This is a genomic window from Streptomyces graminofaciens, assembly GCF_030294945.1.
Taxonomy (GTDB): Bacteria; Actinomycetota; Actinomycetes; order Streptomycetales; family Streptomycetaceae; genus Streptomyces; species Streptomyces graminofaciens.
On record NZ_AP018448.1, the window covers coordinates 6332180 to 6344394 of the forward strand.

Genomic DNA, 12215 nt, shown 5'->3' on the forward strand with positions numbered 1-12215 from the left:
GCACACGAACATCGACATGCGATGGTCATCAGCGTTGTCCAAGACTGTAACCGAAGGCCAGGACAGTTGAGAGAGCCGTCCGAACCGCGAGATGAACGCAGAGGAGCCGCGCACTGTGCTGAAGGAAGTCGAGCGCTGGCTGAGCACCCGCTCCTGGTCCGTGACCGATCGCCCGCTCCACAAGATCCTGGCCGCCAAACGCGCCACCGGCCAGACGGTAAGCGTCGTCCTGCCCGCGCTCAACGAGGAGGAGACGGTCGGCGACATCGTCGCGATCATCCGTCATGACCTCATGGAGCAGGTCCCGCTCGTCGACGAGATCGTCGTCGTCGACTCCGGCTCGACCGACCGTACGTCGCAGGTCGCCGCGGCGGCCGGCGCGACGGTCGTCCACCGCGACGAGATCCTCCCCCGCATCCCGGCCGTCCCCGGCAAGGGCGAGGTCCTGTGGCGCTCCCTGCTGGTCACGCGCGGGGACATCGTCTGCTTCGTCGACGCGGACCTGAGGGAGTTCTCGTCGGACTTCGTCTCCGGCATCGTGGGCCCCCTGCTCACCGACCCCGGCGTGGACCTCGTCAAGGCCATGTACGACCGCCCGCTCGGCTCCGCCGCGGGCCAGGGCGGCCGGGTGACGGAACTGATGGCCCGCCCCCTGCTGAACATGCACTGGCCGCAGCTCGCGGGCTTCGTCCAGCCGCTCGGCGGCGAGTACGCGGCCCGCCGCGGCCTGCTGGAACAGCTCCCGTTCCCGGTGGGCTACGGCGTGGAGCTGGGCATGCTGGTCGACTCGCTGCACATCGTGGGCCTCGACGCCCTGGCGCAGGTCGACGTCGGCGTCCGCAAACACCGCCACCAGGACGGCCAGGCCCTCGGCCGCATGTCCGCCGCGATCTACCGCACGGCCCAGCTCCGCCTGGCCCGCGGCCATCTGATCCGCCCGGTACTGACCCAGTTCGAGCGCGGGGAGGACGGTTTCGAGCCGCGCACGTACTCGGTGGACCTGGAGGAGAGGCCGCCGATGGCGGAGATCGAGGAGTACGTACAACGAAAGGCGGCGTAGGTCTTTCGGGGCGCGGGGCTGTGTCGATGTGCGGCTCCGCCGCGTGGGCGCGACCAGCGACAACGAACGCTCACCCGCGCCACCACAGACCCACCCACCCCATTGGGCGCTCCTGTATACGGCTCAACCACACGTTTGACCACCGAACCCCCGGGCTAGGTTGAGCCGTATGGCATCAGCCGCACAGATCCTCGTCGCGTCGAACCGCGGCCCCGTCACGTACACGCTGGACGAGAAATCCGGCGAACTCACAGCGAAGCGCGGCGGCGGCGGCCTGGTCTCGGGCCTCTCCGCGATCGGCCCGGACGCGGGCGCCCTCTGGGTCTGCTCCGCGCTGGGCGACGGCGACCGCGAGGCCGTACGGCGCGGGGTCGCCGAGCCCGGCGTCCGCATGCTCGGCATCGACGCGGACGTGCACGCCACCGCGTACAACGGCGTGGCCAACTCCGTGCTGTGGTTCCTGCACCACATGCTGTACCAGACCCCGCTCGAACCCGCGTTCGGCGCCGAGTTCCGCGCGCAGTGGGCGGCGTACGAGACGTACAACCGCGCGTTCGCCGAGGCGCTGGCGGAGGAGGCGGCCGAGGGTGCGGCGGTCCTGGTGCAGGACTACCACCTGGCGCTGGCCCCGAGAATGCTGCGGGAGCTGCGCCCGGACCTGCGGATCGGCCACTTCTCCCACACCCCCTGGGCCCCGGCGGAGTACTTCCGCCTCCTCCCCGACGACATCGCGGCGCAGCTGCTGGGCGGCATCCTCGGCGCGGACCGGGCGGCGTTCCTGACCCGGCGCTGGGCGGACGCGTTCACCGAGTGCTGTCACGCGGTACTGGGCCCGGGTATCCCGTCGGGCACCCGGATCGGGGTGCACGGGCTGGGCGCGGACGCGGACTTCCTCCGGGCGCGGGCGCACGAGGCGGACGTCGAGGAACGCATGGCGGTGCTGCGGCAGGAGGTCGGCGAGGGCCGCAGGACGATCGTGCGGGTGGACCGCACGGAGCTGTCGAAGAACATCGTGCGGGGCCTGCTGGCGTACCGGGAGCTGCTGGACACCCACCCCGAGTGGCGCGAGCGGGTCGTGCACGTGGCCTTCGCGTACCCGTCGCGCCAGGACCTGGCCGTGTACCGGGAGTACACCGCTGAGGTCCAGCGGGTGGCCGACGAGATCAACTCCGCGTACGGGACGCCGGGTTGGACCCCGGTGGTGCTCCACGTGAAGGACGACTTCGCTCGCTCCCTGGCGGCGTACCGCCTGGCGGACGTGGCCCTGGTCAACCCCATCCGCGACGGCATGAACCTCGTCGCGAAGGAGGTACCGGTCGTGTCCGACGAGGGGTGCGTGCTGGTGCTGTCGCGGGAGGCGGGTGCGTACGAGGAACTGGGCGAGGACGCGCTGGTGGTCAACCCCTACGACGTCACCGGCACGGCGACCGCGCTCCACGAGGCCCTGACGATGCCCCCGCACGAACGAGCGGAACGCACGAAGAGACTGACAGCCGCGGCGACCGCCCTCCCCCCGACCCAGTGGTTCCTGGACCAGCTACGGGCGCTGGACGCCCCGTAAGGGAAGCGGGGAACTGCGCGAACAAGCCCCCCGCCGGCCCACGGCCGACGAACAAGGCCCGGGAGGTTGGGCTGGGGGCGCAGCCCCCCAGCCCAAGTGGATGGGGCGGGTAAGGCCGGGGCGGCGGGGCGAAAACCCTTCAGCCCCGACGGCGGTCGATCGCCCGCGCCACCCCCGCCAGCAGTCCCACGACGCCCTCCGGCCCGTCGACCACCACATCCGCCCGCTCAGCCAGCTCCACCACCTCGGCGCTCCCACTGCACACCAGCAACCCGGGCACGCCGTCGGAACGGAGTTTCTCGACGGCGGCATAGGCGGGAAGGTCACCCAGGTCGTCCCCGGCGTAGAGAACGGCGCCGGCGTTCACCTCACGTACGTACCCGGCCAGCGCCACACCCTTGTCCACACCCGGTGGACGAAGTTCGAGCACCAGCCGCCCCGGCTCCACGATCAGACCGTGCCGGGCCGCCAACCCACCGAGCGGCACCCGCAGCGCCTCGAACGCCGCCGCGGGATCCTCCGCCCGCCGAGTGTGCACGGCCACTGCCCGGCCGCCCTTCTCCTCGATCCACGTCCCCCGCCACGCCCCGACCCCGTCGAGCACCCCCGGCAGCTCGGCCCGCACGGCCGCGACCCCGGGATGCGGCGCGGGCGCGCTGACCGTGCCGGTGACGGCGTCCCACCGCTCGGCGCCGTAGTGCCCGAGGACGACGAGGTGCTCCAGACCGGGAACACCCGCGAAACCGCCGTGCCTGACCGCGACCCCGGCCGGGCGTCCGGTGACCACGGCCACGGAGGCCACCTTCGGGGCGAGCGCGGCCAGCGCGGTCACCGCGCCGGGGTGCGCCCGGGCCTGCTCGGGGTCGGGCACGATCGGCGCGAGCGTCCCGTCGAAGTCGAGCGCGACCACCGTACGGCCGGGGTCGGCCAGGATCGCCTCCAGCCCGTCCCGCCCGGCGGCGGTGGTGGGCGTAGGCAGGGTGGCGCGGGGTTCGAAGTCGCTGTCGCTGGGTTCCTTGGCGTCCTTGAAGTCCTTTTGGCTGCCCATATGACGACCCTATCCACGAGACGCCACCGCGCACCCCGAACCTCAGCCCAGAACCTCAGCCCAGAACCTCGCCCCCAGGCACGCGACCCGGACCTCATCGCTCCCCGCGCCGCGCCTCCCGCACTCTCCGCAGCCGGTTCACCGTCACCGGATCGTGGGCCAGGGCGCGCTGGTCGTCGAGGAGGGCGTTGAGCAGTTGGTAGTAGCGGACCGGGGCCAAGCCCAGCCGCTCCCGTATCGCACGCTCCTTGGCGCCGGGGCCCGGCCAGCCCTGGCGCTCCATCGCGAGGATGGCCTGCTCACGCGTGTTCAGCGCACCCACCACACCCGACTCGTCGTCCATGCGGAAACCGTAACGGCCACCACTGACAACACCGGGCGCCGCCGACACCGACGCCCACCCCCACGCCCACGCCGAAGGCGGCCCCTACTCCTTGTTCTCCGCCGACACCGCCATCCGCTGCAACCGCCCCAGCACCGTCTTGGGATCCGTGTCCTGCCCCACAGCCGTACCGATGCTCTCCTTGACCGCGGCGCTGACCTGCGCCCAGGACGTCTTGCCGACGGGGTACAGCTCGGAGGTCGGGAGTTCCTCCAGGAACGGCCGGAGGGCGGCGTCGTCCTTGTCGGCGGCCATGGCGTCGGAGGCGGACGAGGTCACCGGCAGCAGGTTGTACTCGCGGGAGAAGTCGAGAACGTTCTCGTCGCTGTACACGAAGTCGAGGAAGTCGCCGATCTCCTCCTGGTGGCCGTTCTGCTTGAAGGCCATCATCCAGTCGGCGACGCCCATGGTGCCGTGGGAGCTGCCGTCGACGCCGGGCATGGCGGCCGTGCCGTACTCGATGCCCTTGCCGGCGGCGATCCGCATCAGCGTCGGGTGGCCGTTGAGCATGCCGACCTGGCCGCCGGCGAAGGCGGAGAACGCGTCGGCCCGGTTGAGCTTCGCGGGATCGGCGGGCCCGGTCAGGCCCTTGTCGACGAGTTCGTCCTTGAGCCAGGTGAACGTCTTGACGTTCTCGTCGGAGTCGATCTGGTAGGTGCCCACGTTGTCGGTGTAGCCGGCACCACCGCTGAGCAGCCACTGCATGGTCTCGGCCTGGGCCTCCTCCGGCCCGAGCGGCAGCGCGTAGGGGGTCTTCACCCCGGCGGCCTTCAGGGCCTCGGCGTCAGTCGCCAGCTCGCTCCAGGTGCGGGGCGCGCGCGTGATGCCGGCCTCCTTGAACAGCTTCTTGTTGTAGAAGAGGACGCGCGTAGAGGCGGCGAACGGTATGCCGTACTGCACCCGGTCGACCTCCCCCGCCTCGGCGAGCGACGACAGGAAGTTGGCCTGGACGGGGATGGAGAGCAGCTCGCTCATCTCGTAGAGCTTGCCGGCGGCGGCGTAGTCGGCGTACGTGCCGACCTGGGCCAGGTCGGGCGCCTCGCCCGCGGCCACCATGTCCTTGACCTTCTTGTCGACGTCGTTCCAGGAGTGGACGCTGACGTCCACCCGCACATTCGGATGGTCCTTCTCGTACGCCTCGACGAGCGCGTCCCAGTACTTCCGGGAGCTGTTCGCCTCGCTGTCGCCGTAGTCGGCGGCGACCAGCTTCAGGGTGACGCGCTCGTCGTCACCCGGCATGAGGCCGCAGCCCGCGACCGTCGTCATCAGCCCGAACGCGGAGACCATCGCCACCAGGTTGGTCCGACCATTGACCTTCGTACGACTTTCGCCCCTCGTCCACTGTTGGCGCCGCCGCTGCCGCTGCACTAGTTCCCCACCCCAGTCATCTGGTCCTACAAGGTCTAAACCTCAGGTCTACACCACAACAGTGGACTAGACCTCTTCAGGGTCCAGGCGCCACACTGTCCCCGTGAGACATGTCATCGCCCTCGACGTGGGCGGCACCGGGATGAAGGCCGCGCTGATCGGCCCCGACGGCGCGCTGCTGCACCAGGCGCGCCGGGCCACCGGGCGCGAGCGCGGCCCGGACGCGGTCGTCGCGGCGATCCTCGACTTCGCCGCCGAGCTGCGCGCGTACGGCGAGGAACACCTCGGCGGGCCCGCGGCGGCGCTCGGCGTCGCCGTCCCCGGCATCGTCGACGCCGAGCGCGGCCTCGCCGTGTACGCGGCCAACCTCGGCTGGCGCGAGGTCCCCCTGCGCGCGCTGCTCACCGAACGCCTGGGCGGAATCCCGGTCGCCCTCGGCCACGACGTACGCACCGGCGGGCTCGCGGAGGGACGCGTGGGAGCCGGGCGGGGTGCGGACCGCTTCCTCTTCGTCGCCCTCGGCACCGGTATCGCGGGCGCGATCGGCGTGGACGGCCGGGTGGAGGCGGGGGCGCACGGTTTCGCGGGCGAGATCGGCCATGTCGTCGTACGCCCCGGTGGGCCTCCGTGCCCCTGCGGTCAGCGCGGTTGTCTCGAACGGTTCGCCTCGGCGGCGGCGGTCGGCCAGTCCTGGGCCGAGGTGTCGGGCGATCCGGAGGCGGACGCGGCGGACTGCGCGAAGGCCGTCGAGTCCGGTGATCCGCTGGCGGGGGCCGTGTGGCGCAAGGCCGTGGACGCGCTCGCCGACGGCCTGGTCACCGCGCTCACCCTGCTGGACCCGCGCACCCTGATCATCGGCGGCGGCCTCGCCGAGGCCGGGGAGACGCTGTTCACCCCGCTGCGGGCGGCCGTCGAACGACGCGTCACCTTCCAGAAACTGCCGACCATCGTCCCCGCGGCCCTGGGAGACACGGCAGGCTGCCGCGGCGCCGGCCTCCTGGCCTGGGACCTCCTGACGACCACCCCCACAACACCGGAGGTAACCCGCTGATGGCCCCGTCCCACACCAGCGCCCCGTCAGGGGCCGTGCTCACTGACGCCGGGTCGGGCAGCGCCCCTTCAGGGGCGCGGGGAACCGCGCACTCAGCCCCCACCGGCCCGCGGCCGACCCGCGACGCGCCCTTCGTCCTCACGGGAGCCAAGGTCGTCCTCCCCACAGGCACCGCCGACAACGCCCAAGTAGTCATCGACGGCACCAAAATCACCGAGCACGCCCCCGAAGCCGCCGAGTTCATCGACCTCCCCGGGCACTGGGTACTCCCCGGCTTCGTAGACCTCCACAACCACGGCGGGGGCGGAGCCTCCTTCACCTCAGGCACCGTCGAAGACGTACTCAGGGGCATCCACACCCACCGCCTCCACGGCACCACCACCCTCGTCGCCTCGACCGTCACCGGCGACCTGGACGGCCTCGCCCAGCGCGCCGGTCTCCTCTCCGAACTGGCCGAGCAGGGCGACCTCGCGGGCATCCACTTCGAGGGCCCGTTCATCTCCCCGTGCCGCAAGGGCGCGCACTCCGAGGAACTGCTCCGCGACCCCGACCCGGCGGACGTACGCAAGCTGGTCGACGCGGCGCGCGGCCGCGCGGCGATGGTCACGCTCGCCACCGAACTCCCGGGCGGCATCGACTCCGTACGCCTCCTCGCCGAGCACGGCGTCATCGCGGCGATCGGCCACACGGACGCGACGTACGAGCAGACGCGGGAGGCGATCGACGCGGGCGCGACCGTCGCCACGCACCTCTTCAACGCCATGCCGCCCCTCGGCCACCGGGACCCCGGCCCGATCGCGGCGCTCCTGGAGGACGACCGCATCACGGTCGAACTGATCAACGACGGCACGCATCTGCACCCCGCCGCACTCCAGCTGGCGTTCCGTCACGCGGGCGCGGAGCGGGTCGCGTTCATCACGGACGCCATGGACGCGGCCGGCTTCGGCGACGGCCGCTACATGCTCGGCCCGCTGGAGGTCGAGGTCGCGGACGGCGTGGCCCGTCTGGTCGACGGCGGCTCGATCGCGGGTTCGACCCTGACCCTGGACCGCGCGCTCCACCGAGCGGTGACGATCGACCGCATCCCGATCGAGTCCGCGGTCACCGCCCTCTCCGCCAACCCGGCCCGACTCCTCGGCCTCTACGACCGCGTGGGCTCCCTGGAACCGGGCAAGGACGCGGACCTGGTCGTCCTGGACGCGGAGTTCGTGCTGAAGGGGGTCATGCGGAAGGGCGAGTGGGTGGTGGACCCGCGATAAACCCCGACATGTCGTACAGAGCACGGCGGTTGGCTCGGGAAGGACTGGGCCGACCGCCTCTCTTTTGGCATGATCGAGCGTCTCGGGAACTCTGTGTGTGCCTGAGGGTTCAGGCTTTTCGGGCGCGGCGTGGCCGTGTGCGGTTGCCGTCCGGTGGTCCGAACCTCGGGGTGAGGGGATGGACTTCGGTGGCGTGCACGTGGTGGAAGCCAGTCCGCTCGGCGGCGCGGGTGCGCCGTCGACAGGTTCCGCGGGAGAGCCGCTCCCGGCCGGCCGGAGGAGGCTCCGGCCGGGTGGGAGCGGGTACTCCATGACCTGGCACCGGCCCGTGGGGGGCTGGTGTCTGGGTGTCATGCCCCGCCGGACGCTGTACCACCCGGGTGGGGGTGGTGGCGGGGACCGTACGCACATCGGGCATACGGCGGGAAGTCTTCGACCCGCGGGCTGGGGTGGGCCGGGCCTTGCCCGGGGTGGTCTTCGGCCCGCGCGGGCGGGCAGGCAGGGCTGCCGCGTGGCGAGCGCGGCGCAGGCGGCGGGTGGTCTTCCTGGGACGGCGCACGCGGGTGACGGCGCCATCGGCGGTGGTGCGGATGGTGCGGGTGCCGGTGGCGCGGTCGGTGGTGGTGTGGGACTGGGCGAGCAGGCCGCGGGAGACGATGCGGCGGGCGGCTGCGTGGTCGCGGTCCATCGACAGGCCGCATCCTGCGCAGTGGGCCCATTTCCAGCCGCGCTCCCCGAGCCGGTCGGGGGCGGGGTGGTGGCCGAGCGGGTTCAGGCAGCGGGGGCAGATCGCGGAGGTGCCCCGGGCGGGGACGGTGACCACCGCGATGTGTGCCTTGGCGGCCAGGTGCCTCATCGCCTCGGCGACGGTGCCGCGGACCTGCCCGGACAGCCGGGCGTTGCCGCGTCTGCGGCCGCGGGCTTCCAGGGTGGCGAGGTCTTCGAGGTAGATAACGGTGGCGCCGAGCGCGGTCGTCTGGTCGACGGCCCAGCGGGCGGCCGACCACGCCAGTGCGTCGTTCAGGTGGCGGATGCGGGCACACACCCGCTCGTGCTCGCGCTGAAGTACCGCCGCCCGGTCCAGGAGTCGGCCCCAGGCGAGGTGCGGGGCCCCGAGAGAGTCGGCGAGCGCGTGGTAGTGGTCGCGTTTGGCGGCGAGGTGTTCGCGGTGGGTGCGCAGCCGGTGCAGTTTCGCACTGACCGCGGTGGCGTCGAAGATGAGGGGACGGCCGTCGGTGACTACCCGTGCCATCCCGGCCCGCCCGGTCAGGCGGCCGACCGTGCCGGTGAGCAGGGTGTTGACCCCCCAGTCGAAACCGACCGCCACCCGGTGCCCGGACGCCTTGGTGGCCGGGACGGGGCGGGAGTGCGGCAGGTCCACCGCGATCCGCCCGGCCGGGGTGGGGCGCAGGGTGGGGGTGTGCAGGACCGCGTCCGGGTGAACGGTGCCCGGCAGGCGCAGGTCGAGCAGGTGCCAGGCCCAGTCCCGTCCCGAGGCGGGGGCCGCGCACAGCGGGAGCTTCACCCGCAGCCGGGCCCAGGCCGCGTCCACCCGCTCAAGGGTGACCTGTTGGCGGTCCATCGCCGCGAGCAGCACCTGCGCCGCGATCCGGGGCGGCTCCTCCAGCTCGCACACCCCGGCAGGCAGCTTCCCGTGCTCGGCCACATACGCGCGCACCTGCCGGGTGCGGTTGCGGATCTCCGCACCGCTGATCCCGGCGGGCAGCAGCGCCCGCAGCGCCGCCCACTCCGCCCCGCTGCGCCGATGCGGATCGGCGGGCCAGGTCGCCAGGACGGCCGCCACCAGGGTCCGCCGGTGCACGGCCAAGCGCAGGGTCCGCGCCGCGTACTCCTCCGCCGCCCGGCGCACCCGGTCCGACACATACACGCCCTCGGCAGGCCCGGCACCCTTGGTCCACTCCAGGCGGCGCATGGCCATCCAGCCCTTGGACGGCAGCTCCCTGCCCTGCCCGTCGAGGCCGGCCGCCAGCACATCCAGCGAGTCCTCGTCCCACCGGGAAGCCACCAGAGCCCCGGTCAGCTCCCGGCACAAGGAGGCCAGGAAGGACACCCGCTCCGACAGCAGCCGCTGACCCACCTGTTCACCACTGGCCTCGACCGCACCACGGAAGGCGGTGCACGTCGCCGTCGCCACCAACCGGCCCACACCCACCACCCCCTGCCACGCCACCCCGAACAGCCCCGGACCGGGCACATCCCCGCATCCGATCGATCTAACGACCGACCCCCGCACAAAGACACGCATCCTTGGCGACTGCCCGATTCATGCAGGAAACCGCAGCAAAACCGCCAATAGTTGAAGACCTCCGTATCTGCTTCCTGGCGAAGGGGGAACCCCAGGTGATCCTCACGGTCACGCTGAACACCGCTCTCGACATCACCTATCGCGTACGCACCCTTGAGGCCCACACCTCGCACCGGGTGACCGAGGTGACCGAACGGCCCGGCGGCAAGGGGCTGAACGTGGCCCGGGTGCTGGCGGCACTCGGCCACGAGGTGACGGCGACGGGCTTCGCCGGGGGCGCGACCGGGCGGACCCTCCAGGAGCAGCTGACGCACACTCCGGGCGTCGTGGACGCGCTGCTCCCGGTCGGGGGCTCGACGCGCCGCACGATCGCCGTGGTCGACGCCACCGGTGACACGACTCAGCTCAACGAGCCGGGCCCGGTCATATCCCCCGCCGAGTGGTCCGCCTTCCAGGAGGCGTACGAGCATCTGCTGCGCTCCGCCTCGGTGGTGGCCCTGTGCGGCAGCCTGCCGCCGGGGGTGCCGGTGGGAGCGTACGCGGGCCTGATCCGCACGGCGCGCACGCTGGGCGTACCCGTCCTCCTCGACACCAGCGGCGAGCCCCTGCGCCGAGGGGTGGCCGCCCGCCCCGACCTGGTGAAGCCGAACGCCGACGAACTCGCCGAGCTCACCGGCTCCCACGACCCGTCCAAGGCCACCCACGACGCCCGCCGCCGCGGCGCCCACACCGTGGTCGCCTCCCTGGGCGCCGCGGGACTGCTGGCCCACACGGCCGACGGCCTCTGGCGCGCGACCCCGCCCCGCCGCCTGCGCGGCAACCCGACGGGCGCGGGCGACTCGGCGGTGGCGGGCCTGCTCTCCGGCCTGATCGACCACCTCCCCTGGCCGGCCCGCCTGGCCAGAGCCGTGGCTCTGTCGGCGGCGACCGTACTGGCTCCGGTGGCGGGCGAGTTCGACCGCTCGGCGTACGAGGAGCTGGTGGGTCAGGTGGCGGTGACGGGGGAGGTCACGGCGGCGTGAGCCGCACGCCGGACTGAGGGTCTGTCAGCCCTTCTGCAGGTACAGCTGGTCGAAGTTGACGTCGCACGAGTTGCCCTGCTCGCAGGAGATCTTGACCTCGTTCGGACCCTTGTTGAGCTGGACGGCCGCCCAGGTGTACGTCCAGCCCTTCTCGTAGTCGCCCTCCGGCGCGTGCGCGAAGTTGTCCAGGTTGAGCGCGCGGCTCTGAGGCGTGCCGTTGACCGTGAGCGTGGCGGTGGCGGCCTTGCCGGGCACGCCGAAAACGACGTACAGCTTGTACGAGCCCTTCTTCGGGACGTCCTTCATCTTCCAAGTGAGGGACGAGCCCACCGAGTTGAAGTTGGTGACGTAGAACCCGCCGTCCGACTTCGCTCCCGGGATGTCCGACGCGGTGATCGCGTTGCCGCCGAGCACCAGTGTCTTCGCCTCGGCCTTCGGCAGTTCGCCGTCCTTCTCGGTCTGCGTCTGCTTGCTCGCCGTCTCGCTGGGCTCGGCGCTCTGGCCGGTGGACTGGGTGGGGGTCGCGTCGCCGTTGCTCGCGGTGTTGTCGGAGCCGTCGCTGAGCATGGCCACGCCGATGCCTATCAGTACGGCCGCGACCACGGCGATCGCGCCGATCAGCAGGCCCTTGGTGTTGGGGCCGCGGCCTCGGCCACCGCCTCCGTGCGACTGCTGGCGGGGCGGCTGCTGCGGGCCGCCGAAGGACTCGGGGGCCTGGTAGTGCGCGTTCGGCTGACCGTAGGCGCCCTGCTGCTGGCCGTAGCCGGGCTGCTGCGGCGGGACCTGGCCGTACTGGGCCGTCGGGGCCTGGGCGGCGGCCTGCTGCTGCCCGTACTGGCGCTCGCCGACCGGCCGCACTCTGTTGACCGCGTTGGGATAGCCGTAGCTCCCCGTGGGCGGCTGGGCCCCTCGGGCCTGGCCGTCGGCGTACAGGTAGCCGAACGGGTCGTCGTCCTCGGGCGTGCTCGCGCCGTTGTTGCCGGGCGTCGACATCCCTTGGTCTCCTCAGCGGTGCGGTACGGCGGGTACGGGTGGCGGGTTACTGCATCGGGTGCAGGAGAGCGAGCCTACCCGCTCGGGCTGGTCCAAACGGGTGACTCAGACCTCATCGTCCCGCCGATAATCTCACCGAGATCCCACCGATCTTCCCGCGCACGCACCGCCCACCAGGGGCTTTGCGTCCCTCGCCCGGCTACCG

At 72.2% G+C, this 12215-nt stretch carries 10 protein-coding genes; 5 read left to right on the forward strand and 5 right to left on the reverse strand.

Annotated features, from left to right (window positions below; translation table 11 throughout):
- The first annotated feature begins 115 nt into the window (after window positions 1-115).
- Both SGFS_RS27175 and SGFS_RS27180 read left to right on the forward strand, forming a co-directional pair.
- Window positions 116-1060: a glucosyl-3-phosphoglycerate synthase gene (locus tag SGFS_RS27175; protein WP_286254156.1), complete on the forward strand. Its 945-nt coding sequence runs from the start codon at window positions 116-118 to the stop codon at window positions 1058-1060.
- A gap of 169 nt (window positions 1061-1229) precedes the next feature.
- A complete protein-coding gene (locus SGFS_RS27180) occupies window positions 1230-2621 on the forward strand; it encodes an alpha,alpha-trehalose-phosphate synthase (UDP-forming) (protein ID WP_286254158.1) in 1392 nt (463 codons plus the stop codon).
- Between the two features lie 139 nt (window positions 2622-2760).
- Here the strand turns inward: SGFS_RS27180 and otsB are convergent, their stop codons facing one another.
- The 3 genes from otsB to SGFS_RS27195 form a co-directional block, all read right to left on the reverse strand.
- Window positions 2761-3669 (reverse strand): trehalose-phosphatase, encoded by a 909-nt coding sequence (gene otsB, locus SGFS_RS27185; RefSeq protein WP_286254159.1) that lies wholly within the window; start codon window positions 3667-3669, stop codon window positions 2761-2763.
- Between the two features lie 94 nt (window positions 3670-3763).
- Window positions 3764-4012: a DUF3263 domain-containing protein gene (locus SGFS_RS27190; RefSeq protein WP_286254161.1), complete on the reverse strand. Its 249-nt coding sequence runs from the start codon at window positions 4010-4012 to the stop codon at window positions 3764-3766.
- Between the two features lie 84 nt (window positions 4013-4096).
- A complete protein-coding gene (locus SGFS_RS27195) occupies window positions 4097-5338 on the reverse strand; it encodes an extracellular solute-binding protein (protein WP_286254162.1) in 1242 nt (413 codons plus the stop codon).
- A gap of 184 nt (window positions 5339-5522) precedes the next feature.
- Here SGFS_RS27195 and SGFS_RS27200 point away from each other — a divergent pair, with 184 nt between their 5' ends.
- On the forward strand, window positions 5523-6470 hold the full coding sequence (locus SGFS_RS27200; RefSeq protein ID WP_286254163.1) for an ROK family protein: 948 nt from the start codon (window positions 5523-5525) through the stop codon (window positions 6468-6470).
- Window positions 6470-7729, forward strand: coding sequence for an N-acetylglucosamine-6-phosphate deacetylase (gene nagA / locus SGFS_RS27205; RefSeq protein WP_286254164.1), 1260 nt, complete (start codon window positions 6470-6472; stop codon window positions 7727-7729). Before SGFS_RS27200 ends, nagA begins: the two co-directional genes overlap by 1 nt.
- A 109-nt stretch (window positions 7730-7838) precedes the next feature.
- Here nagA and SGFS_RS27210 read toward each other — a convergent pair whose 3' ends face one another.
- Window positions 7839-9944 carry a zinc ribbon domain-containing protein gene (locus tag SGFS_RS27210; protein WP_286254165.1) on the reverse strand — a complete coding sequence of 702 codons (2106 nt, stop codon included), beginning with the start codon at window positions 9942-9944 and terminating at the stop codon, window positions 7839-7841.
- 146 nt (window positions 9945-10090) lie between these two features.
- On the opposite strand from SGFS_RS27210, the gene SGFS_RS27215 reads away from it, so the two are divergent.
- Window positions 10091-11017, forward strand: a complete 927-nt coding sequence (locus SGFS_RS27215) for a 1-phosphofructokinase (protein ID WP_286254166.1) — start codon at window positions 10091-10093, stop codon at window positions 11015-11017.
- Between the two features lie 24 nt (window positions 11018-11041).
- On the opposite strand, the gene SGFS_RS27220 is transcribed toward SGFS_RS27215, so the two are convergent.
- A complete protein-coding gene (locus SGFS_RS27220) occupies window positions 11042-12010 on the reverse strand; it encodes a carbohydrate-binding protein (RefSeq protein ID WP_286254167.1) in 969 nt (322 codons plus the stop codon).
- Window positions 12011-12215 lie beyond the last annotated feature (205 nt).

Coding starts and splice junctions, on each gene's coding strand:
- SGFS_RS27180 (WP_286254158.1), top strand. CDS start 1,230: ATGGCATCAGCCGCACAGATCCTCGTCGCGTCGAACCGCGGCCCCGTC.
- otsB (WP_286254159.1), bottom strand. CDS start 3,669: ATGGGCAGCCAAAAGGACTTCAAGGACGCCAAGGAACCCAGCGACAGC.
- SGFS_RS27190 (WP_286254161.1), bottom strand. CDS start 4,012: ATGGACGACGAGTCGGGTGTGGTGGGTGCGCTGAACACGCGTGAGCAG.
- SGFS_RS27195 (WP_286254162.1), bottom strand. CDS start 5,338: ATGGTCTCCGCGTTCGGGCTGATGACGACGGTCGCGGGCTGCGGCCTC.
- nagA (WP_286254164.1), top strand. CDS start 6,470: ATGGCCCCGTCCCACACCAGCGCCCCGTCAGGGGCCGTGCTCACTGAC.
- SGFS_RS27220 (WP_286254167.1), bottom strand. CDS start 12,010: ATGTCGACGCCCGGCAACAACGGCGCGAGCACGCCCGAGGACGACGAC.